The sequence below is a fragment of the Streptomyces sp. NPDC039462 genome (assembly GCF_055639375.1).
In genome coordinates, this window is record NZ_JBVKAO010000003.1 from 1074141 (window position 1) to 1095345 (window position 21205).

The 21205-nt window shown below is 67.8% G+C and carries 19 protein-coding genes and 2 pseudogenes; 9 read left to right on the forward strand and 12 right to left on the reverse strand.

Annotated elements, in window-relative coordinates:
- Nucleotides 1-244: 244 nt before the first annotated feature.
- Complete coding sequence (locus ACZ7LU_RS22195) at nucleotides 245-739, forward strand: hypothetical protein (protein WP_471917729.1); 495 nt, start codon at nucleotides 245-247, stop codon at nucleotides 737-739.
- Here the strand turns inward: ACZ7LU_RS22195 and ACZ7LU_RS22200 are convergent.
- A pseudogene (locus ACZ7LU_RS22200) lies at nucleotides 734-1336 on the reverse strand (GntR family transcriptional regulator); the annotation flags it as partial. The gene ACZ7LU_RS22195 and the pseudogene ACZ7LU_RS22200 overlap by 6 nt on opposite strands.
- An 853-nt stretch (nucleotides 1337-2189) precedes the next feature.
- Here ACZ7LU_RS22200 and ACZ7LU_RS22205 point away from each other — a divergent pair.
- Entirely contained in the window at nucleotides 2190-2393 is a 204-nt protein-coding gene (locus tag ACZ7LU_RS22205) for a hypothetical protein (RefSeq protein WP_471917730.1), read from the forward strand.
- Nucleotides 2394-2698: 305 nt separating this feature from the next.
- On the opposite strand, the gene ACZ7LU_RS22210 is transcribed toward ACZ7LU_RS22205, so the two are convergent.
- Complete coding sequence (locus ACZ7LU_RS22210; protein ID WP_471917731.1) at nucleotides 2699-3280, reverse strand: TetR/AcrR family transcriptional regulator; 582 nt, start codon at nucleotides 3278-3280, stop codon at nucleotides 2699-2701.
- A 123-nt stretch (nucleotides 3281-3403) separates the two neighbouring features.
- Between ACZ7LU_RS22210 and ACZ7LU_RS22215 the strand changes: the two genes are divergently transcribed.
- Entirely contained in the window at nucleotides 3404-3619 is a 216-nt protein-coding gene (locus ACZ7LU_RS22215; protein WP_471917732.1) for a hypothetical protein, read from the forward strand.
- 34 nt (nucleotides 3620-3653) lie between these two features.
- Here the strand turns inward: ACZ7LU_RS22215 and ACZ7LU_RS22220 are convergent, their stop codons facing one another.
- The 4 genes from ACZ7LU_RS22220 to ACZ7LU_RS22235 form a co-directional block, all read right to left on the reverse strand.
- Nucleotides 3654-4322, reverse strand: coding sequence for a hypothetical protein (locus ACZ7LU_RS22220; protein ID WP_471917798.1), 669 nt, complete (start codon nucleotides 4320-4322; stop codon nucleotides 3654-3656).
- Nucleotides 4319-5119, reverse strand: a complete 801-nt coding sequence (locus ACZ7LU_RS22225) for a GNAT family N-acetyltransferase (protein ID WP_471917733.1) — start codon at nucleotides 5117-5119, stop codon at nucleotides 4319-4321. The genes ACZ7LU_RS22220 and ACZ7LU_RS22225 overlap by 4 nt, the downstream gene beginning before the upstream one ends.
- Nucleotides 5120-5210: 91 nt before the next feature.
- Complete coding sequence (locus tag ACZ7LU_RS22230) at nucleotides 5211-6740, reverse strand: amino acid permease (protein WP_471917734.1); 1530 nt, start codon at nucleotides 6738-6740, stop codon at nucleotides 5211-5213.
- Between the two features lie 93 nt (nucleotides 6741-6833).
- Entirely contained in the window at nucleotides 6834-7892 is a 1059-nt protein-coding gene (locus tag ACZ7LU_RS22235) for a hypothetical protein (protein ID WP_471917735.1), read from the reverse strand.
- 1653 nt (nucleotides 7893-9545) lie between these two features.
- Between ACZ7LU_RS22235 and ACZ7LU_RS22240 the strand changes: the two are divergent.
- Nucleotides 9546-10063: pseudogene (locus ACZ7LU_RS22240) on the forward strand (transposase); the annotation flags it as partial.
- Here ACZ7LU_RS22240 and ACZ7LU_RS22245 read toward each other — a convergent pair.
- From ACZ7LU_RS22245 to ACZ7LU_RS22255, 3 genes are all read right to left on the reverse strand, one after another.
- A complete protein-coding gene (locus ACZ7LU_RS22245) occupies nucleotides 10050-11135 on the reverse strand; it encodes an FAD-dependent oxidoreductase (protein WP_471917736.1) in 1086 nt (361 codons plus the stop codon). The pseudogene ACZ7LU_RS22240 and the gene ACZ7LU_RS22245 sit on opposite strands and share 14 nt — an antisense overlap.
- An 83-nt stretch (nucleotides 11136-11218) precedes the next feature.
- On the reverse strand, nucleotides 11219-11623 hold the full coding sequence (locus ACZ7LU_RS22250) for a MarR family winged helix-turn-helix transcriptional regulator (RefSeq protein WP_471917737.1): 405 nt from the start codon (nucleotides 11621-11623) through the stop codon (nucleotides 11219-11221).
- Nucleotides 11624-11943: 320 nt separating this feature from the next.
- A complete protein-coding gene (locus ACZ7LU_RS22255) occupies nucleotides 11944-12435 on the reverse strand; it encodes a DUF6228 family protein (protein ID WP_471917738.1) in 492 nt (163 codons plus the stop codon).
- A 182-nt stretch (nucleotides 12436-12617) separates the two neighbouring features.
- Here ACZ7LU_RS22255 and ACZ7LU_RS22260 point away from each other — a divergent pair, with 182 nt between their 5' ends.
- Both ACZ7LU_RS22260 and ACZ7LU_RS22265 read left to right on the forward strand, forming a co-directional pair.
- Nucleotides 12618-13469, forward strand: a complete 852-nt coding sequence (locus ACZ7LU_RS22260; protein WP_471917739.1) for an alpha/beta fold hydrolase — start codon at nucleotides 12618-12620, stop codon at nucleotides 13467-13469.
- A 343-nt stretch (nucleotides 13470-13812) separates the two neighbouring features.
- Nucleotides 13813-14442: a phospholipase D-like domain-containing protein gene (locus ACZ7LU_RS22265; protein ID WP_471917799.1), complete on the forward strand. Its 630-nt coding sequence runs from the start codon at nucleotides 13813-13815 to the stop codon at nucleotides 14440-14442.
- A gap of 64 nt (nucleotides 14443-14506) precedes the next feature.
- On the opposite strand, the gene ACZ7LU_RS22270 is transcribed toward ACZ7LU_RS22265, so the two are convergent.
- Nucleotides 14507-15523, reverse strand: coding sequence for an MBL fold metallo-hydrolase (locus ACZ7LU_RS22270; protein WP_471917740.1), 1017 nt, complete (start codon nucleotides 15521-15523; stop codon nucleotides 14507-14509).
- Between the two features lie 440 nt (nucleotides 15524-15963).
- Between ACZ7LU_RS22270 and ACZ7LU_RS22275 the strand changes: the two genes are divergently transcribed.
- The 3 genes from ACZ7LU_RS22275 to ACZ7LU_RS22285 all read left to right on the forward strand — a co-directional run bounded on the left by ACZ7LU_RS22275 (nucleotide 15964) and on the right by ACZ7LU_RS22285 (nucleotide 18685).
- On the forward strand, nucleotides 15964-17364 hold the full coding sequence (locus ACZ7LU_RS22275; protein ID WP_471917741.1) for an amidase: 1401 nt from the start codon (nucleotides 15964-15966) through the stop codon (nucleotides 17362-17364).
- Nucleotides 17365-17562: 198 nt separating this feature from the next.
- Nucleotides 17563-18114 (forward strand): TetR/AcrR family transcriptional regulator, encoded by a 552-nt coding sequence (locus ACZ7LU_RS22280; protein WP_468089188.1) that lies wholly within the window; start codon nucleotides 17563-17565, stop codon nucleotides 18112-18114.
- A 40-nt stretch (nucleotides 18115-18154) separates the two neighbouring features.
- Entirely contained in the window at nucleotides 18155-18685 is a 531-nt protein-coding gene (locus ACZ7LU_RS22285; protein WP_471917742.1) for a GNAT family N-acetyltransferase, read from the forward strand.
- Between the two features lie 164 nt (nucleotides 18686-18849).
- Here the strand turns inward: ACZ7LU_RS22285 and ACZ7LU_RS22290 are convergent, their stop codons facing one another.
- Together ACZ7LU_RS22290 and ACZ7LU_RS22295 are read right to left on the reverse strand one after the other, a co-directional pair.
- On the reverse strand, nucleotides 18850-20034 hold the full coding sequence (locus tag ACZ7LU_RS22290; RefSeq protein WP_471917743.1) for an alanine--tRNA ligase-related protein: 1185 nt from the start codon (nucleotides 20032-20034) through the stop codon (nucleotides 18850-18852).
- A 385-nt stretch (nucleotides 20035-20419) separates the two neighbouring features.
- Nucleotides 20420-21031 (reverse strand): HPP family protein, encoded by a 612-nt coding sequence (locus tag ACZ7LU_RS22295; RefSeq protein WP_471917744.1) that lies wholly within the window; start codon nucleotides 21029-21031, stop codon nucleotides 20420-20422.
- Between the last annotated feature and the right edge of the window lie 174 nt (nucleotides 21032-21205).

Genomic DNA, 21205 nt, shown 5'->3' on the forward strand with positions numbered 1-21205 from the left:
CGGAGCCAGGCTGAGACCCCGTCACGCTGCGCCCGCGCTGTTCCAGCCGCGCCGTCAGGTGCTGGTTGTCCAGGCACGGTACACGGTCTACCTGCTTCCGTAACATCGCGTCGACGGGGGCCACTTCGACGGCTGACGGCACGAGAGAACTGCCGCGGAGGTCGGGTCAGCAGACAACCCACATGTGGAGGATGAGTACGTGATGAGTAGTGGCGCAAGAACCCGGGCTTCCCTGCCGATTCTCGTGACCTTCGCCATCAGTATCGCCGCAGTTGGCTGCTCCAGCCCGCCCGCCGAGTACAGCCCTCCAGACTCGTTGTGCGGCATCGCAGTCCCTGCACATCTGCTGAAAGCCGTACTCCCCGCAGGGCAGCACATCTCCGTTCACCCGACCTCCAGCACCTGGAACAAGCGCTGCCGCCTTCGCGTGGACGGCCATGAGGCCTTCTCGGCGACCGTTGAGTGGTGGGGGCATGACACCACGCTGAGACGTGTCGCTGAGGACGCAGTCGCTGTCGGACCGTTCGACGAAATGACGAAGGACCACCGCTACATCTACTCGAACACGGGAGCAGTGGGGATCGTGAACTGCCCGAACCAGGGCGGACTCAAAGACAAGCTTTTCGCGTCGGTGCGAGTCACTCATGACAACGCAGCCGAATCTGACATGAAGAAGCTCATCACCGCCTTCACCGAATCGGCCGCCTCACCCAAGGAGTGCAAAAAACCGCGGCTATAGACAGGTAGTTCCTGCGCGTAGTGTCTGAAGAGAGCTGCTGGCGCCCAACGCCTCCAGCCGGTCGGATTCGGCCTCCAGAGCTGCGGCCTCTGTTAACCACATGCGTCCGTCGCCGGTACGCGGGCCTGCGGACACCGGCAACATCCGTCCCTCCAGACCGGCGGCGGGTGCACGCAATTCAGCCAGAGTGTTCATGTTGGTCTCTCTGCAGAGGTGACACCCAGCACTGCCCACCACCTGGCCAGCTGGGCGTTGGTCACTAGGCAGGTGTTGAGTTTCCAGGCCGGATGCCCCTGCGGCCGAATGTGACTGAGGATCTCGCGCAAGGTGTTCTCCAACTCCTCGGTGCGATGGGTATCGACCGCCCCGGCGCTCATCGCCTTTGTGAAGTTTACCTCTGGGGGGCAGGGGTGCGGCGACGAAGCTGCCCCGGCCGTGCACGACGTCGATCAGTCCTTCGGCGCGTAGTAGGCGCAGCGCCGCTTGGACGGTGCCGCCGGCGATCACGTACTGCTCCTGGAGGCTTCGTACGGAGGGCAGTTGTTCTCCCGGCTGCAATTGTCCTGACAGGATCTGCCGCCTGAGGGCTGCGGCGGTCCGTTGGTAGGGGGCAGTAGGGTGATGGAGTCCGGTGGGGCGGCAGCCTTATCCGCCATGTTCACCGGCTGCCCCCGGCTGCGCGGAACCTGGCAGGCATGGGGGAGTCAGATGATCACATCAGGTGCGGCAGCAGCACGCGGTTCGGTGGTGGTTACTGTGAGCGGGCCTCCCGGGTGGATCGCCCGGGAGCCAGCGAATCGTGACCCATTGAGTGACGTGGGGAGCGGGGCGTGGGCCGACTGCCCTCAAACAAGTACGCGGCGGTGTGCGCGGCCGGGCACTGCGAGGTGTACGTACAAGCAGGCGCCGGTGTCCGTGTCCGCCGGGGGTACCGGTGGCACGTGTACTGCCCGGCCGATGTTCCGCGCGAAGGCGGGGCCGCGTCTCGGAGCTGAGGCGGTATGGACACGGCGAGTGGACACAGCCGGCACACCCAGGGCCTCGCAGGGCACGTCTGCCGACGGGACCGTGCAGAACGGCCAGCTGATCTGCGCACGCGGACGTGAAGACATCGCACTCCCCGCCGACGAGCTCGGCGATCGCCTCGGTATCCAGCCCCAGCCGGTGCTCCACCATCCTGGGCGGCGACACCGCCCGCCTGCTCCTCCTGGCACCACACTGGTCCGGCAAGTCCCACGCCGCCTACGCCGGGCTGCGCCCCTCTTCTCGCCTCCGGCTACCGCGAGGAGAGCATCACCGTCCACCAGGCCCACGATCTCGGGCGCAGCTACGAGCCCAGCTTGATCGAGAACACCACCGCGGTCACGGTCATCGACGACCTGACCCTCTTGGTCGACCTGGTGCGCGAGGCAAAGGTGCCGCTGAAGCCCGACACACCCGACGTAAGGCCATGATGGCCCTGGAAGCGGGAGCACTCGCAGACGCCGTCGCCCGCCTGAGGCTGCTGCCGCGGCGCTTCTGGCTCCTGATCGCCTCGAACCTCGACTGCCTAGTCGAGGCGGTCGGCCAAGAGGCCGCCGAGCGCCTCGTCGCCGTCGCCGAGCAGGCCGGACTCGCCCCCGCCCCCCGCCCCCGGCCGACCCTGCGCTGGTAGCAGCCGGACAACCAGCACGCCCGCCGCGCCTCAACAAGCTGGACCACGCTGCGCGTTGTCGTCAGAGAGAAAGAAGGGCGGGCCGTGGGCAAGCGGACGAACGGCTCCGAGAAGAACCGCAAGGAGCAGGCGTCCGGCGTCGCGCGCCAGCCAAAACCTGTTGCAGAACGGCGATCTCGCTCAGATCCGGCCACCTGAGCCAAGGTCGACTGCCCGATTGTGCTCCCATTTCCGCTGCTCTGGGAGGCGCCGTGAAACAGTCGCGAAAGATCATTTCCCGGTTCTGCAAGCGGTTCTGCAACAGGCTAGCGAAGGACCTGCTCGATGTGGTGGTCGAGGAGACGTTCGGCGGCTTCTGGGGTGCGGTAGCCGAGGGCGACGTCCACGCCGAGGCTGGTGGCGAGGGACCAGCAGATATCGGCGTCGGTACGTTCCTCGCAGCGTGGCTTGCTGCCCCGTTCCTCCCGGGCTGCCGTGATGAGGCCGGCGGTGAAGGTGAGCAGCTCGTCGTCGCCCGGCGCCAGGACCTTGGCCATCGTCGGATCGGAGACTGCCCGGCCCGCGGCCGCCAGCGCGAAGCGCATCAGCCGGGTACTCTCCTGGGCCGGGCTGATCAGGGCGTAGAGGCAGGCGTGGAGGACAGCCTCCGGGCTGGTCGTGTCGGCGGCGGTGACCGCGTTCTCGATGGTGGCGTTGACGGCCTGTACGGCTCGGTCGAGGGCGTCGCGGATCAGGGCCTGCATCGAGGAGTAGTAGTGCTGGATCTGGCCCATCGAGACGCCTGCCTCCTCGGCGACCTTACGCAGCGACACCTGCTCGATGCCGCCGCGCACGGCCAATGACCAAACGGCCTCGACGAGGCGCGTCCTGCGCGCTTCGTGATCCACGATCTTCGGCACGGTACCGCCGCCTTCCTCTCCACCTTCACCATGCGATCGCATTGTAAAACTGGGCATCGCCGGTTTACAGTGCAACTGCATGGTAAAACGCAATCTGACTGAGAGGATCCCATGAAGTACGGCCTCTACCAGGCGCTCGGCATGGCGCTGCTCGTCATCGGAGCCCAGGGCGCAATCCGCCAGCTCGTCGACCACGACAACGCCGGCCTGCTGGGGTGGCTACCAGGAGGCTTCGCCGCGAGCATCACCGTGTATGTACTGGCCGTCGTGATCGGCGCGATCATCGCGGGGCGGGCTCACGAGGTTCGTAAGGCGACTGGCAACTGACTCGGTGCGAGTGGATGAGGGACTGTTCGGGGGATCATGGGCGGAGCCATAAGCGGATTGCTGCCGCGGTGGCGGGGCCGTGGAAGGCGTAGGCCCTCTTGTCGGAGCGGGGCTCGAAGGCGGCGCCGAAGTAGTTCCTGTCGCCGAGCAGAGTCTGGCCGAGCCGTTCGGCTACCAGTTGCGGTTCGGCGCCAAGCATGGCCAGCAGGGTCTCGCGTTCGTCGGCTTCGGCTCGCGTCAGCGCGAATGCGGCAGGCAGGCCGTGCAGTGTGCTTACTAGGTGCGTCCTCGGCGCGTACGAGTGGTATGTCGCGTTGATGTGCTGGTTGTTCGGTTCCGTCGCAGTACCACTGCGCCACTTCGTGTACGGGGCTGGGAGTTCACACGGGAGACTTGGCGGTTGAGCAACCACGGTGTCCTCGTCGAAGGACGGCGGGTGTACGCCGGTGCCTATGAGTTCGCCGACCTGGAGGGCCGGGTCCGCCAGCTCACGGGTACGTCCGAGCACGCGGGGCGAGTGGAGATCCTGTACGACCCGGAAGGCGGGACGGAGGCACAGGTCGGTCGCGGCACTACCGGCACCCTGATTTTCGCCGTCTTCGTTTTCCTCATCAGCCTCGCCAGGGCCACGGCCCTGGCAGTCCTCGCCCTGGCAGGTCCGCTCGGCGCCCAACCGACCAGTTGCCACATTGAAAGAGGTCATTCCTTCAAATTGTAGAAGTGGATGGGTGAGTTCGGCGTGAATCCGATGCGCGGGTATACGGGGGCCCCGGCGACGGTCGCGTGCAGAGTGGCGCGGGTCAGCCCGGTGGCTCGGGCGCCCTCGTGCAGCGCCTTGCGCGTGACTGCCTCGCCGTAGCCCCTGCGCTGCCACTGCGGGTCGGTGGCGACAAAGGCGACGAAGAGACGGCCTTGCGCTTCGATCGTCGCGGCGCACGCCACCGGAACGTCGCCCCGCATGGCCAGGTACGCGTACACCTCGCTCTTCCAGAGGGCGGATCCGACCAGACCGTCGCGGCCTTCCTCCACGGGGAAGCCGTATGCCCGTGATTGGAGGTCCGCGTAGGCGCGCAAGTGTTCGTCGTCGCGTACACGCACGAAAGTCAGGTCGGGGTGGACCGGGTCGGGGACAGGCAGTAGGTCTCCGGCCATGCCCGTGCCGGGGAAGGCGTACTGCAGGCCGGCCTGCTCGGCCGCCGCGGCCAGCGTGGTGCGGGCCTCGTCGGCCAGGAGGTCCTCGAAGAGCCATAGGAAGCCCGGGTGCTTCTTCGCACGCATGATGTCTGCCGCCTGGGTAAGACGTTGCGCGAGGAGATCGGCCCCCGTTCCTGGGTCGGTCAGGGTGATGCAGTTGTAGAACGAGAACCGGCAGTCGGCCCAGCGGACGGCGATGCCGGGGAGGTCGCGTACATCCGCGTCCGCCTCGCGGTCGAGCACCAGGGCGCGCCAGGCGACGGTGAGCTGCTGTGCCGATTCGATGGATTCCGTGAGGCCGGTCACCGTGCTCCAATGGGTTGTTGAGGGGGTTGTAGATGTTGCAGAGGTTGTTGCGGTGGTCGGGGTGTCGTTGAGGGTCTCGGCGTCGTCGTGATCAGATGATGCCCTCGAACTGCTTGTCCTCGGTGGGGGAGCCGGATCGCGGCACGTGGTAGGAGTCGCGTCCGAAGCGCCGCCACAGGGCCGCTATGAGGAAGGCCACCACTACGGCGACGGGGGTGTAGTTGAAGGTGGTGGCAGTGACCGGGCTGCTCTGCGGCAGCAGGAACAGCACCGTGACCGCAGCCGCCCACACCACCGCGATCCAGCCGATCGGCCGGCTCCAGCGGCCCAGGTGCCAGGGCCCCGGGGAGAATCGGTCTTGGTGAATCAGGCGCAGCAGCACCGGGATGGCGTAGGCCGAGGTGAATCCCACGACCGAGATGGCGGTCACCGCCGAGAACGCCGTGCCTGAGTACAAGGAAGGCAGTGCGAGTACGAAGGCCACGGTGACCGCGAGCCAGACCGCGTTGGCGGGGATGGCGGTGCGGCGGCTGATCTTCTTCCAGCGGGCTGATCCGGGCAGGGCACCGTCCCGGGCGAAGGCGTAGATCATCCGGCTTGCGCTGGCGGTCACGGTGTAGCCACACAGGAACTGAGCCACGATGATCACCAGCAGCAAGGCCTTGGCCGCCGCCATGCCCAGCGCGTCAAGAAGGATCTGCGCCACGGGTACGCCGGTCGGGCTGTCCAGGGTCGTGGTGTAGTCCTGGACGGCGAACAGCAGCGTGGCCAAGAGGATGCCGCCGGCGATCCAGGACACGGCCACCGAGCGGAAGACCCCGCGGGCCGCGGCGACGGAGGCGTGGTTGGTCTCCTCGCTCAGATGGGCCGAGGTGTCGTAGCCGGCCAGTGCGAAGACCGGCAGCAGCATGCCCAGCAGGATTACGTATACCGGGGCGCTCCAGCCGGTGTTGTTGGTGAACTCGGAGAAGACGAAGCCGGCCGACTGGTGGTGGGAGGGCACGAGCGCCAGGGAGCCGATGATGACGACGGCCCCCGCGAGATGCCACCACGCGCTCACGGACGTCAGGATGTTCATCAGCCGCGTGCCGAAGAGGTTCAGAACCGCGTGCAGGGCGAGGATGACCGCGTACAGGGCGAGCAGGGAGCCCGGGGTCGGCGTGTAGTCGAATTGCAGGTTCATCCACGCGGCGGTGAAGGTCGCGATGCCGTAGTCCTGGGCGGCGATTCCGCCGAGCAGGCCCAGGAGGTTGAGCCAGCCGGTGTACCAGCTCCACCGCTCGCCTCCGAGCTGGCGGGCCATGTAGTACAGGCCGCCACTGGTGGGGTAGCGGGAGGTGATCTCCGCCAGCGCCGCGGCCAGGCACAACACGAGCGGCCCGACGGCGAGCCACCCCCACGTGATCACCGCGGGGCCTCCCGAGTTCAGGCCGTAGCCGAACAGGAGCAAGGTCCCCGACATGATTGAAATGACGGACAAGGATGCTGAGAAATTGCCGAAAGCCCCCATCCGGCGGTGCAGTTGCTGGGTGTAGCCCAGCGACTCGAGGATGCGCGCGTCTTCTTCCTCATCGTCGTCGATGGGGTTCGGTTGCTGGCGCGGTGTTCTTACCGAAGTCATTGGTTCTCCGCAGAGGAAAGCTGCAAACAAGGGGGTGCAGGCGGGTGGCTGCCGGGCTGTTAGTGGGACGTGGTGGGGGGGGCAGGTCGGAGGTCATGGGTGTTCTCCTGCATGCCGCGGGCGGGAGCTCAGGCGGGATTGCTGGCGGGATCTCCGGCAGGCTTCGCGGTCTTCCTCGAATGCCTTCCGCCACTGCTTTTCGGGGTATCGGACGTCGTAGTGCCACGGGGCAGGAGTGGCAAAGTCCCCGATGGCGTCAAACACTTCGGTGGCCCACTGAACGAAGCCGCCCCTCGCCAAGGCGTATGCGAGGTAGTTCAGGTCGAGCTGGGAACTGGTCGCCGGCTCGCGCTTGCGGAACCAGCCCTCGAATGCCTGCGTGACTGCCCGGGTGGTGTCTTCCCTGGTCCACAGGAGGTTCAGCATGGCCGCGGACCCGTTGACCTGTCGTTCCCGGTGCTCCTGCACGCGGGCATAGAGGGGCAGCAGAAGCAGCGGCGAGTCGGGTGGTGCGAAGGAGACTGTCCAACGGGCGAAATCCGTCGCGACAGCCTGGCGGCCCGCCGGACCTGGGCGGGCCTGGAGCGCCTGGGACATGCGGTGCCATGCTTCGCGGTTGAACGGATCTCGGCGATGCACTTCCGCGAGCAGGCCCCATGGCCCGTCAGGCAGCAGATACTCGTGGGGCGGCGGAGTCACGTGATGCTCCGGGTAGCGGCCGGCCACGTCCGTTTCGGCCAGGGCCAGGCGGCATATCCAGGGCACTGGGTCGTCGGGGTTCTCCTCGCTTGCCCGGTGGCACCCCTCCCGGGCCCGGGTCACCAGTTTCTCCAGGTCACCTGCCTTCCGGTAGTCACGCGTCCACTGCTTCCGGTGGGCTTGCAGCACCCGTTCGGTGGCGACTCTGGCGTACATCACCCGGGCGGCGAGGCTCGACGGTTCCTCTTTCAGCCACAACTCCACGACGTTGGCCTGCGCCGCGACGACCCCCAGCACCTGAGTGCGGGATATCCACTGCGGCCAGTTCTCCGTCCGTGCCAGTACCTGCCGCATCTCCAGCCAGTAACCCGCCTGGATGTCCTGCACTGCCGCATAAAGGTCGGTGTCCCGGCCGGCCGGATTCACCGCGCCAGCTGCGCTGGTTCTCTCCATCAAAGCCTCCCTGGGTCGACCGGACACAGGGTGGGCAGCGGAGAACCGGCATTTGGAGCCGCCGCGGTCATGGGTAGGCCGGGCTTCATGCCGGGTGGCGGCCCGTTGGGCTTCTCTTGTGCTTGCAGTCGTACGCGGTAAGTCTTCGGTCCGTACTTCTGCGCCTGCCGTGTCGGTGGTCTGGTGGTCTTCACGCGGCGACCAGCCGGTGCTGACGGTGCTGCCATGACCGCTGACATGACCGTTGCCCAGACCTGGCGGCGCCGGTCCCGGCGGGCTGCAGGGTCTCGGTGTCCTCGGACTCGAACCGGTGGCGCAGGGCGCGGCACGGCTGCTCGAGGCATCCTCTGCGGCTCGCCGCCTGTCGGCCGCTGTCATGAGCGCTGCGCGTCGCCGGGTGGTGTGAAGACGACACCGACCGGTGTGCACTGGCGGCCATAAGCAGGAGGACTCTCGGGGCAGTTGGGACACGGTGTGGGGCGAGTTGGCGCGGGTTGGCACGGAGTGGCACGGTCATGTGGAGCACAGCGGTGGGGCCGACGAGCAGCGCGGAGGCGGCCGTGGCGCATGGCCCCGACCGGCGGCTTTCGCCCGTGGCCGCTAGCGAGTGCCCGACAGGTACTTAAGTGCCTGGAGTGGCGGATGACTAGTGAAACCAAGATTGTTCGGTGGTTCAGACGCAGGTTTCGGCCATGTGCCAAGAGAGCGTCGCCATCCGTGATCGGATCGTTCAGTCGGGGCCCTGAGACGGCGCGTTGCCGGGGCCCGGTCGTTTGATGAAACGCGCGACCGCTGCCGACGAGCGCGCCCGGTCCACGCGAACCCGCTGAGACTGCCGGACGACGCTTCCTCGCCGCCGGAGGGGAGGCCGGGGACGGGCCACAGCGCCTTGCGTCGGTACCGTCACGTTGCCGGGGTGTCGTGTCACGTTCTTCTTCGTGGACGCTGATGCCGTTCACCGCACAGGGGCCACCGCTACCCGAGGGGAGGGGGCCTGCAATTTGTTGGCAGATGAGCGAGTTGGTTGTAGAGCAGGCAGGCTGTGTGCGGTGCAGGCAAGAGGCAAGCTATTGGGCGCATAGACGCTGTGAGGGGCGCTGCGCTCCGGCGACGGGTGCTCCCAGTGGTGGTCTCCAAGACGCAGACTTATTCGGCTAGTTCGGTGCGGTGGTCACTGAATGTGATCGGATGGTTTCACGAGCGGAGATGCACCGTGCTTGGAGCCGCTACGGTGCCTGATCTCGCCTCATCCATGAGGGTCTGGAACCAGTACGTCTGCCGGTCACCCTCGATCTGTCCAAGTTCCTCGTCACGGAAAGCCCGGGAGTCGCAGCGGGCCCGAGCCGGCCAGTTTGATGGAACGGAAGCCCACGAGTCCGAGTGCTGTGTCCGTACTCGCCGACGCTCTGGACCGTATGTCCAGGCGCTAGCCGGTGACCGCTTCTCGAACTTTCCGGGGTATAGTAGATCTTGAACTGGTCGCCACAACACGTGGTGTCTGGTGATGCGTTGGTGGTCCAAGGAAAGACGCCCCGCTTCCTGCGGGGAGATGCAGGTGCAAGGCCTGCCCGGCGCTCGATCAGGGGCCTGTACGCGCACTGCGCGTACAGGCCCCGTTTTGTCGTTTTGTCGCCGCCCCATCGCTGAGTGCTTGGCGGGGCCCAAAGCGGGCTCAGCCCGGTCGACCGCGCCCGGTCGGGCAGCAAGCACCACCTCATCGTTGACGGACATGCATACCGCTCGCGGTGTCGTTAACAGGCGGAAACCGCAACGATGGCACCCGACTTGAGCCGCTGCTCGACAAGAACGTCCGCCGTCGCAGGCCGGGTCGGCAGCCCCCCGACGCGCTGCTGGCTGACTGCGGCTACGACCACGGCTACGACCACGACCACGACAAGTACCGTCGCCTGCTCTGGCAGCGAAGTATCCGCCCCGTGATCGCGAATGGAGGCGAGCCACACGACGCCGGCCTGGGCATCTTCCGCTAGGTCGTCGAGCACACGAGCACCTGGCTGCACGGCCTGCGCCGCCTACGCATCCGGCGGGAACGACGCGACGACATCCGCGAAGCCTTCCTTGGCCTCGCCGGCTGCTTGATCAGCTACCGCCACGTCCAACGCCTGCGGTGGATTCCCAGGCTTGCCCAGCTGCTGTGGGTCAGCACGGTTTGAATTCGGGGTAGTAGGTTGCGGCGGCGGTCGCCGTGTCGATGTTCCGTGGGAAGAGCGCGGCCTCGTAGGCGCGGATGGCCGCGTCGACGTTCTGGGGCTGTTGGGCGATGGCGTCGCCGAGCTGGCCTGCGTCGAAGAGTGCCCAGTTCGCTCCTTCGCCGTCCGGCGGTGCCAGGTGGGCGGCGTCGCCGATGAGCGTGACCCCGGGTCCATGTTCCCAGCGGTGTCCGATCGGTAGCCCGTACAAGGGGCGGAAGATCGGCGGTATGTCGCTGTCCGCGACCAGGGCGACGAGCTCCGGCGCCCACCCCTCGAACATCGCCGCGACCGTACGGGCGGCCGCAGGGCCGTCATTGAAGTCGATGCCGTCGAACCAGTCGAGCGGCTGGTCGAACATGGCGTAGGAGTGCAAGGTGTCCGCGCGCTCACGCTGCACGCCGAGACCGATGCGAGTGGTTTCGTCGTAGGCGGTCATCGACCCGCCACCGACCAGCGCCAAGGTGGCAGGGTGCCGGGTGTCGCTCTCGTACAGGTACGTCTCGACCATCGAGCGTCCGGCATAGGCGGGCGTGGCATCGGAGAGCAGCGGCCGGACCTTCGACCAGGCGCCGTCGGCACCGACAAGGATGTCTGTCTCGATCGTCGATCCATTGGCGAAGGTCACTTCGTGACGACCGTCAGGGAGGGTCCGAACACTCTGAGTCCTGTGGCCCCAGACGACCGTGCCGGGAGGCAGGGATTCCAGCAGCAACTGCCGAAGCTCGCCACGCTGCACCTCGGGGCGGCCTCCGGCCGGGTCATCGGGCCGGTCCGCCAGGATGGTGCCGTCAGGTGCCACGTCGCGGGACGCCTGGCGGCCTTCGAGGACAAGGGACCGAAAGCCGTTCATCAGGTCGGCGGCACGGATTCCGTGCTGTCCGTTGTAATCGTGGATGTCGAGCATGCCGCCTTGGCCCCGGGCCTGAGCAGACGCCTCCGCTTCGTACACCGTGGACGGGATTCCGTGAACTGCCAGAGTTCGTGCCAGTGTCAGCCCCGCAAGACCGGCACCGATGATCGTTATCTGGGTCATGTCTGTGTTCCTTACTGCTGCTGGAGGAACCGGCGGTCCTGCCCACGAGGCTCCCGGCCGCCGTGAGGGGCGGTAGAGCCGGGTCAGGGAGAGCTGGGTGGCTCGATCCGGGACGCGAGCTGTTCCACCAATTCATGGAGCTGAGCCTGCCCTGCGGTGCCCAGCGGCGCGAGGATCGACTCCTCGACACGGTCCATGGCCTCTTCGAACCCCTGGATCAGCTCGGAGCCCGTTGCGGTGACATGCACCCGGCGGCTGCGCGTGTCGCTCTCCTGTGTCTGGCGCTCCACGAGTCCGCGCCGCTCGAGTCCGGCGAGGAGCCGCGAGACGCTCGGCGCACTGGTGCGCATGGCCCGCGCGACGTCACGCTGAATGGCGTTCGGGTTCTTCGACAGGTACGACAGCACGGCACTCTGCTCGTGCGTGAGGCCGCGTTCCCGTATCCAGTCTTCAGCGATGCGCCGCTGCCCCCACACAACCCACCGCATCAGCTCCAACGTGCTCTCTCGGTTCGATCTATCCATAGTTAACACGCTAACTGTTGTTGGGCTAACTATCAAGCTTCAGGGCTTTGCCTCACCGCATGGGCGCACACGCTGCCGCGCCGGACCTCCGCACGCAGAACCGGAGCCGAGAACCGCAAGGCCGCAGTGCGACTCCTGTCAGAGCCTCCGAGTGGCCTGGACTTCCACCGGGCAGATGCGAGCTCGCGCACTCAGGCCATGGTCAAACTCTTGGAGATGGCCTTGCCGGGCTGCCACTCCTGAAAGCTGAAGGCGACCGTGGCCGAGTCCAGAGACGTGGTGTTTTAGTCTTCGAGGTCGGCGTGATTCGAGCCCGCGACCTCTTCGCCCCGAAGGAAGTGGCGTAGATCGGAGGCAAAGGCGGACATCTGCTCGCCGGCCTCCAACCATGTGGTGACGGAAACCTCCCAGCGGCCGGTCGCGGCCGACCAGGGGCGAAGAGTCCAGGACAACCCGGTCTGCCCGCCTGGCCGAGCAACCGCGCAGAGGGTGAGATCACGGTCGTTGCTCTGCCAGTTTCGCTCGCCGTCCCACCCTCGAAAGTCCCGGGCCAGATCCTCGAGAAAGGGCACCAAATCCGAGCCCCGAGCCCATGCGACCACTTCATCGATGCGGGCAGTCAGTCCTGGCGCGCAGGCTTCGACGGAGTAGTGCACGCAGTCTTCGTCCGGACGGAAACGGTTACAGAACTTCACCGCCACTGCCGAGTTGCCCTGGGAGCGGATGGTCACCTCGGTCAACTCGTCGTGGCCGACGTCGTGCGTGTGAGTGCTCATCGGTTGAACAGTAGGCCGACCTGTCGACCGGCGGCATCGTGATTTCCTGTCAGGCGGGTGGACGGGCGCTCAGGCAGACGGTCGGGATCGGTGGTGTCCATCAGGGGAACTTGGCAGGAATGTACCTGTGCTTGTCTTTCTGGTCTCTCGGCCAGGAGGTCGGATTCGGTCACCGTCGTCCCATGAGTAACAAAAGCGCCGAAGCGAAAGTGCTGCGGACCACCGTTCAGGTCGACGGTGAGAAGGCCAGTTACCTGACCGTGGAGCGGGACGGCCCTGCCGTGTTGTTGTTGCACGGAACGTATTGGAGCCGGGTCTGGCTCCCCGTACTCGGACGCCTTGCGGAGGCAGGGCTGCGGCCCATCGCCGTTGACCTGCCCGGGCTTGGGCGTTCGGGGGGTGAGCTCACCGCGGAGACGGCCACCGTCCCGGCCCTCTCGGAGTGGGTGGCACGATTCGCCACCACGCTGAAACTCTCCGAGCCGATTGCCGTGGCAGGCCATGACATCGGTGGTGCCATCGCGCAGCATCTTGTCGCCCGCGATCGACTGGAGGTATCCCGGCTCGCATTGGTCAACTCGGTCCTCTACGACTCCTGGCCGGCACCCCACGTGGCCCGGTTCCGAGATGCGGGCAAGGGCCCGGACCCGGATACGGACACGGTCGACGGTGTGCTCGAGGCCCGGCGGCAGGCGGTGACGCGTGCGCTCGCCGGTGCCGCCACCGAGGCGTTGATCGCGGACTACGTGGATCCGTGGCACGACGCACGGGTTCGCCGCTCCTGGATGGCCCTGGCGGGTGCGGCCGACAGCCGCTACACCCTCGACCTCGTTCCCGCGCTGAAGCGGTCCACGAAGCCCAAGTTGCTCGTCTGGGGCGAAGACGACCTCCACGAGAAGGTGGAGTACGCCGAACGTTTCGCCGCGGAGATGCCGCACGCCACGCTCATCCGCGTCCCGGACGCGGATCACATCCCCACGGAGAACGCCCCCGGTCAGGTCGCCCGCGCGCTCATCGACTTCTTCGCTGCGTAGAGGCCGCGCAGCGCACGGGTGCGGCTGGAACGGCGCTTGGACGGTCCTCGCCGAGCACATCTCTTGCCGAGCACCGCCTTAGTACTGGCACACTGATCCCATGATCAGGGCCACACGGGAACCACTGCCCGGGGGCGGGCTCGTCCTGACCATTCCGGGCGGAGGGCAGGTCACCCGGCCGCCCTTGCGCTTCGAGCGGGCGACGGAGCGCCGTTGGATCCTTCTCCAGGACGAACAGCCGCTCATCCAGGCCCGGTCCGAGGGTGATGGTTGCTGTCGCGATCTTCACCTGCGCCGTCTGGCTGGCTATCGGTCTCTGCTGCCGCCTCTGACCGCGGCGGCGATGCGGACCGGTGCAAACTGGCCCTACCGAACCAACTGGGCGCACCAATACGCGCGTTGGCTCGAAGGAGCGGAGCATGGCCCCCTCCACGACGGGCGCTGGCGGCTCACCCCGCGTACCACCTTCGCTCCGGGCATCTGGAGCTGTGACCTCGTCCGTGACTGGCCCGAGGTGACTCTCGAACAGCTCTGTGGGGGTGGCTGGCACGGCATCCTGCCGCTGCGCCCGCTCCCGGCACCGGACGCCGCCCGCGTGAAGGCATACCGCAAGCATGTCAGCGAGGGTACCCTCGCCCCCGTCCTGCTGTGGTGGGTGTCCTTCCTGGACGGATGGCTGCTCCTGGACGGTCACGACCGGGCCGCGGCCGCGCTGGCAGAGGGTACGGAACCGGTCTGCGTGGAGCTGGCCCGCGCACCGGACGACGCCGACTGGCGTGCGACTGCCGACCAGATCACCCAGGCCCACGAGGAACATATGGCCCGCCTGGCCGCGCTCCCCGCCGACCCGCGCACCGCACGCCAACGGCAGGCCATGGAACGCGGTTACGCCGACGTCCTCTCCACCCTCCCGTACGACGCGGATGCCACCCCCATGTTCGACGTCCACGTGACTGAGGGGCTCGAGGACTGAGGGTTTGCGTGACGGAGTGACTGGCGTGCTGGCCTGACCTCGAACCGGCGTTTGCCCCAGAACGTCACCGTGTGAGCGCCCGGCGCGTCGGTGGAACCGGTGTCAGCCGATAGGCGTCCCCCTGGAGCACCACGCGACCGGCAGTGGGGTCAGGGAAGTGGGTTCCCAGCACGAGGGCGTCGGTGTCGGCGAGCGAGGTGAGGAGAGCGCGGCGCGAGGCTTCGGCCTGGGCCGGGTCGATGTCGACGCAGCTGCCGATGTGCGGGCGGGGGAGTTGGACAGGGTGGTGGATCAAGTCGCCGGTTATCACGGCCGTTTCGTCGTGATCGCTCACCTGGACCGTGATGTGGCCCGGGGTGTGACCAGGGGTGGGTATCAGGCGTAGGCCGGGGGCGATTTCGGTGCCACCGGCCGGGACGTCGATGAGGTCGAGCAGTCCGGCGTCCTCGATCGGATGCACGGAGTCGCGGAACATCTCCTGTCGCGCCTCGTCCATGTCGTACCCGGCCCAGAACTCCCGCTCGGTGCGGGAAGCGACGTAACGGGCGTTGGGGAAGGTTGGGACCCACGCGCCGTCCACTTCCCGGGTGTTCCAGCCGACGTGGTCGGTGTGCAGATGGGTGAGGACGACCAGGTCGACCGAGTCCGGGGGAAACCCGGCGTCGGTGAGGCGTTGCAGGTAGTCGGTGTGGAGGTTGTGCCACGCCGGGTTGGCTCGTGTTTTGCCGTTGCCGATACCGGCGTCGACGAGCACTCGCAGCGTGCCCACGGCGAACGCGAAGCTGTGGCTGTCGAGATGCAGGACGCCCTGGTGGTCGGCGAAGTCGGGGCGGAGCCAGTGCTGTTGTGCGACCACGTCGGCTGTGGCGTCGGGCAACAGCCAGGGCCCGGTCGCGGGCGGCAGAGGTGTTTCGTCGATGCGGTGGACGGTGATGTCGCCGACGGTCCAGTAGGGGAGCGCGTTGGCGGCAGCGGGCGACGCGGTCGGCCTGGCCCGGTCTGACTGTGCCGATTGGTTGGTCGCGGCGGGCTGGGTCGCCTGGTTTGTTGATGGGGCCTTGTTCATTGATGGTGCCTTCATGTCGGTCCGTCCGTTCCGAGTCGAGCGCTAAAAGCTAACTGTTTGCGTTAAGTGAGCGTAGGTCCTACCGTTGGCCTAACGCAAACGCTTAGCTTTTGGTAGTGGTGGCGGAGTCGACGCCCGCCCTCGGAACGCCTGAGACATGCGACCTCACCCCGACACGGAAGGGATCCCCATGCCCACCCCCATCGAAGAACTCACACCACCTGAGGCCGCCCGATGGGCAGCGCGAGCCGGCCTCCCGCTGGCAACCGATCGGCACCAGGCCGTCGCCGCCACGGCGGACCACATCCACTCCGTCGTCGCCCTCCTCCGCGAACTGGACTTCGCGGACACCCCACCCACCCCGCCGCCCCCGCTTCCACCGTCCTTGCTCCCGCCGACCCCGGTCCCTCCGTCGCCTCAGCCCACCACCCACCACACCCCGGAGGAGAACCACCATGCAGCCGTATGAGCTGTCCCTCGCCGCTGCCGCGGACGAGATACAGGCGCGTCGACTCTCGCCCGTGGAACTCGTCGACTCGGTACTGAACCGGATCGAGCAGACGGAACCCCACCTCCAGGCCTACGTCACAGTGACGGCGGAGCGGGCACGTGTCGCGGCGCGCGATGCCGAACGCGAAGTCGCCGCCGGGCACGTGAGGAGCCCGCTGCACGGAATCCCCGTGGCGCTGAAGGACCTCATCGACGTCGCCGGTGTGGCGACCACGGCCAGCTCCCGGGTCCGGGCGGACCACCGGGCGGACGCCGACAGTGCGGTCGCGGCGCGCCTGGCCGCGGCCGGCACCGCCCTGGTCGGCAAGACCCACACCCACGAGTTCGCCTACGGACTGACCACGCCGCAGACCAACAACGCCTGGGACCTGGAACGGGTGGCCGGCGGCTCCAGCGGCGGTTCGGCCGTCGCCGTGGCGGCGGGTGCGGCGACCTTCGCCCTGGGGACCGACACGGGCGGGTCGATCCGCGTGCCGGCCGCGCTGAACGGCGTCGTCGGCCTCAAGCCCACGTACGGTCTCGTTCCCCGGCACGGCGTGACGTCCCTGTCCTGGACGCTGGACCACGTCGGCCCCCTGACCCGTACCGTCGAGGACGCGGCCCTGGCGATGTCCGTCCTCGCCGGACACGACCCGCGCGACCCCGCCAGCCTCTCCGTGCCTCCCGTGGACTACCGGCCGACCCCGGGCACGGACCTGACAGGCCTGCGGGTCGGCGTCCCCCGGAACTACTACTTCGACCACGTCGACCCCGAGGTCGAGGTCGCCGTGCGAGCCGCCGTCGCCCAACTGGAAACCCTCGGCGCGACTCTCGTCGAGGTCGAGATCCCGATGACCCGGTACGTCCAGGCCACGCAATGGGGCCTCATGGTCCCGGAAGCCACCGCCTACCACGAGCGGACCTTGCGCTCGGCCCCCGGACAGTACGGGGCCGACGTCCGGATCCTCCTGGAAGCCGGCGCACTCATGTCCGCCGGCGACTACCTGCGCGCGCAACGAGCCCGCACGCTCATGCGCCAGGCCTGGCTGCGCATGCTGGACGAGGTCGACGTGGTCGTCGCACCGACCGTTCCCGCGACCGCGGTGCGCTCGGAACAGGAGACGATCACCTGGGCCGACGGCACTTCGGAGAGCGTCTCCGATGCCTATGTACGCCTGTCCGCCCCCGCCGACATCACCGGCGTACCGGCACTGTCCGTGCCGGTCGGCCGCGACCGCGCGGGCATGCCCATCGGCATGCAGCTCCTCGGCCGCCCGCTCGCCGAGGCCGTGCTCCTGCGGGTGGGTCATGCCTACGAGCAGACAGTCCCTGCCCACTCGTTCGCCCCGGCGGCAGTCGCTCTGTGACGGGCACCGGGCGCGGCACCCTGCGTGAGCGTTGTCGCGACGCGCGTGCTGTCACGTCATGCGCGCTGTCACGACGTCTGCACACACGATGTGTGTGCTGTCACGACGTGTGTGCAGACGTGCCCTCGACAGCACACACATCACACATTCAGCCATGTGACGGATTCGCTCTAAGGTGGTGACGTGAGTCGTAAGCCGATGGCGCGCCCGGGCGGGCGCAGCGCCCGAGTACAAGAAGCGGTGCACACCGCCGTGCGCGAGCTCGCGGCCGAGGTGGGCCGTGACGCACTGACGGTTCCACTGATCGCCGCCCGTGCCGAAGTCACCCCCTCGACCATCTATCGCCGCTGGGGCGACCTGCAGGCGCTCCTGTCGGATGTGGCGGTCGAGCGCCTGCGGCCCGAGGCGCCGCCGGACGACCGAGGGGACCTGACCTCCGATCTCGAAGCCTGGGCGGAGCAGTTCCTCGACGAGATGTCGTCCTCCGCAGGCCGGGCCTACATCCGCGACGCGCTGCTCGGCGATCCCGATGGCAGCAACGCGGGGCAGTGCTCTGCCTACGCAGCCGAACAGATCGACATCATCCTGGCGCGTGCGGCCGACCGCGGTGAGGCCGTCCCTGACGTCGAGACGGTCCTGGACCACGTCGTCGCCCCGGTGATGTACCGCATCCTCTTCCGTCCGACCGGCCACGACGCCGCGTACGCCCGCCGCCTGGTGGCCGGAGTGCTCGACACCTCTACGGGATAATCCCTGGCCGCCATCGGCGGAAGATGTTCATACTGCCGCAATGGATCCGGTGACTCTAGAGACCGACCGTCTGGTGCTGCGGGCCTTCACGCCCGGTGACGTGGACGCGGTGTATCACGCCTGCCAGGACGAGGACATTCAGTACTACACGCCGGTTCCGGTGCCGTACCGGCGCGAGCACGCCGAGAAGAGCGTCTGCGAGGAGTGGCCGGCTGGCTGGGCCACGGACAAGGACTACAACCTTGGTGCCTTCCGCAAGGGCAGTGGGGCGTTCGTCGGTACATACTGCCTCACCCGGATGAGTCGGGGCGTCTTCGAACTCGGCTACTGGGCCGTCAAGGAGCAGCGTGGCCACGGCTATTCGGTCGAGGCCGCGCGAGCGCTGTGCGACTGGGGATGGGCCACACTCGATGTCCACCGCATCGAGTGGTGGGCCATGGTCGGCAACACCGGCTCGCGCGCCGTCGCCGAGAAGCTGGGCTTCACCGTGGAAGGAACACTGAGGAACCGCGCAATCGCCAACGACGGCAACCCACACGACTGGTGGGTGGGCGGTCTGCTAAGGCTCTGAGATTTCGAGCAGCTCGAAGCAGCTTCGAGGAGATGCGGCGGCATATTCCTGCTGGTCCGGCCGTCCCCGGGCCACCCGGGCCACCCGGGTCGGGCAGCCGGACCAGCAGCAGCGCGGTCAGGTCCTCAGGCTCTCAGGCCCTTCAGCTTCCGGCTTCCGGCTCCTCAGGCGTCGGGCCCTCGTCCCTCCGGACGCAGGCTCAGGACGAGGTCGCGCGGCAGGCCATGGGTGTCGTGGAGATAGTGCAAGTCCTCCTCGTCGAGGGGCCCTTGGAATCGGGGCTGGGTGAGGATCCGCTGCCCGCGCTCAAGAAGCCGACGGAACCGGCGCTCCTCGTCGAGCAGGATGACGCGTACGTCGACGGGGTCCACGTCCTGGTGGAAGTGGTCCAGAGTGTGCTGGATCAGATCGCCAGGCAGGTCGCCGAGCCCGCGTGTGGGATCGTCGCGCCACAGCACGGTGAGCAGGCGCCGGATCAGACGGCGCACCACGTAGCCGCGACCGGTGTTGCTCGGGCGCACCCCGTCGCCGATCACGACCACGGCCGAACGCAGGTGATCGCAGACGATCCGCAGCGACGGTTCGTCGAGCTGCCACAGCCCCGGCACCAGCAGACGCCAGGGATCGAAGACATCGCACTCGAAGACCGACGACTTGCCCTGCAGCAACGAGACCAGCCGCTCCAAGCCAAGCCCCGTGTCGACATTCTGCTGAGGGAGCGGCACGAGCGAACCGTCGACAAGCCTGCGGTAGCGCATCGTGACGTGGTTCCACACCTCCACCCAGCGGTCGTCATGCGTGGGCGTCGACCGGGGCGGGGTGTCGCCGGTCCACAGGAAGATCTCGGAATCAGGACCGCAGGGGCCGGTCGGCCCGTTGGACCACCAGTTGTCCTCCACGGTCAACTCCACTGGGACCCCGAGCTCTTCCCACACTTCCAGGGAAGAGGTGTCCGGCCCGGTGCGGTCGTCGCCGCCGAAGACCGTGGTGTGCATCATGCGGGGATCGATGCCGAGGCCCTCGGTGAGCAATTCGTATCCCCAGTGGAGACTCTGCGGCCCTTCGTAGTCGCCGAGTGACCAGGTGCCGAGCATCTCGAAGACGGTCAGATGGGTGGGATCCCCGACTTCTTCGAGGTCCGTCGTGCGCAGACAGCGCTGCACATTGACGAGTCGGCTGCCAAGTGGGTGCGGGCGCCCCTCCAGGTAGGGGGTGAGGGGGTGCATGCCCGAAGTGGTGAACAGGACGGAATCCCCGGGCGGCGGCAGCAGAGTCGACCCGGTGATGCGGTGATGGCCGCGCTCCTGGAAGTACTCGACGAACGTGCTGATTACCGAGTCGGTGTTCATGAGGTGGCTCCTTCGCGTGTACGAGCGGGGGAGGCACCGGACAACGGGTCCGCGCGGTCGTCGGATCGTGGCGAGGGAGCCGGCGAGAGAGCCAGGGGCCACGGGAACATCGGCGGGCCGTTTCCGGTCGCCGATGGAAAGAAGGAAAGACGTCAGGCGGCGGCAACCGGCGAGCTGGTCGCTCGCGCGGTCGCGGTGTTGCGTGGGCCGGTGACGTTCATGCAGCCGACGATAACGCGCCCGGCCCGCCGGGTCACACGATTTTCCGCGAGGTGCTCGACACCCGGGCGCTGCGGGGGGGGGTGGGGGGGGTGGGGCTGCACTGTGGTGGGTCCGCTATGCGTGTGTGACACCTGCGGCCTGACCGGTCGGCCGGCGGCCCGGGTCACCACCAGTAGGCGGGGTAGCGCGGCGCGCTGGGGCGGGCGCACGAGGCGGCCCAGCCCACGAGGACGAGGAGAGTGGCGGAGCCCACGAGCAGAGGCACGAAGGTCGTGGGCCGCGGTGTGTTGAGGACGATGACGACGGCGGTCGCGCACGCGGGGGAGTGCGGGGTCCGAGCCACGGTCATCACGGCCAAGCTGATCCCGGCCGCCATGGCCGCCGCCCACGGCGAGCTGCCCGAGGCGGCGACGACCGCATAGCCGACGGCGGCGCACAGCAGATGGCCGACGATCACACTGCGTGGCTGGGCCAGTGGCAGCCTCGGTGCACCGTGAATGATCGCGGCGGACGCGGCGAGCGGGGGTATGAGCACGGGCTCATGAATGAGGGAGCCGATGGCCACCAGGGCCAGGAGCACGGCGGTGGCGACGCTGACGTTGTGCAGCGCGGTACCCGCCGGCGGCGGGGCGGGCGCGCGCCCGGCGAGGCGAGCGCGGATGCGGGACCGGGTGGACGGGGACGGCGCGGGGCACGAGGCGGGGGACGGAGACGGGGACGGCTTTGCGTCTATGACTGTTTCGGTGATTTCTTCGGTGACTGCTTCGGTGCTCAAGACAGTGGTGTTCCGGGGGCTGGTCCGGCGGGAGACCCGGACGGCGGGGCAGGCGGGCAGGAGTCGGCCCGGCTTCCCTCGGGGTCGGCAGGGACGGGGGCACCGGCGGCGGTCCGGGGTCTGGATATCCGCGTACTCGCCCCGAATCCTATGGGGCGATGACTCGTCGCTGCA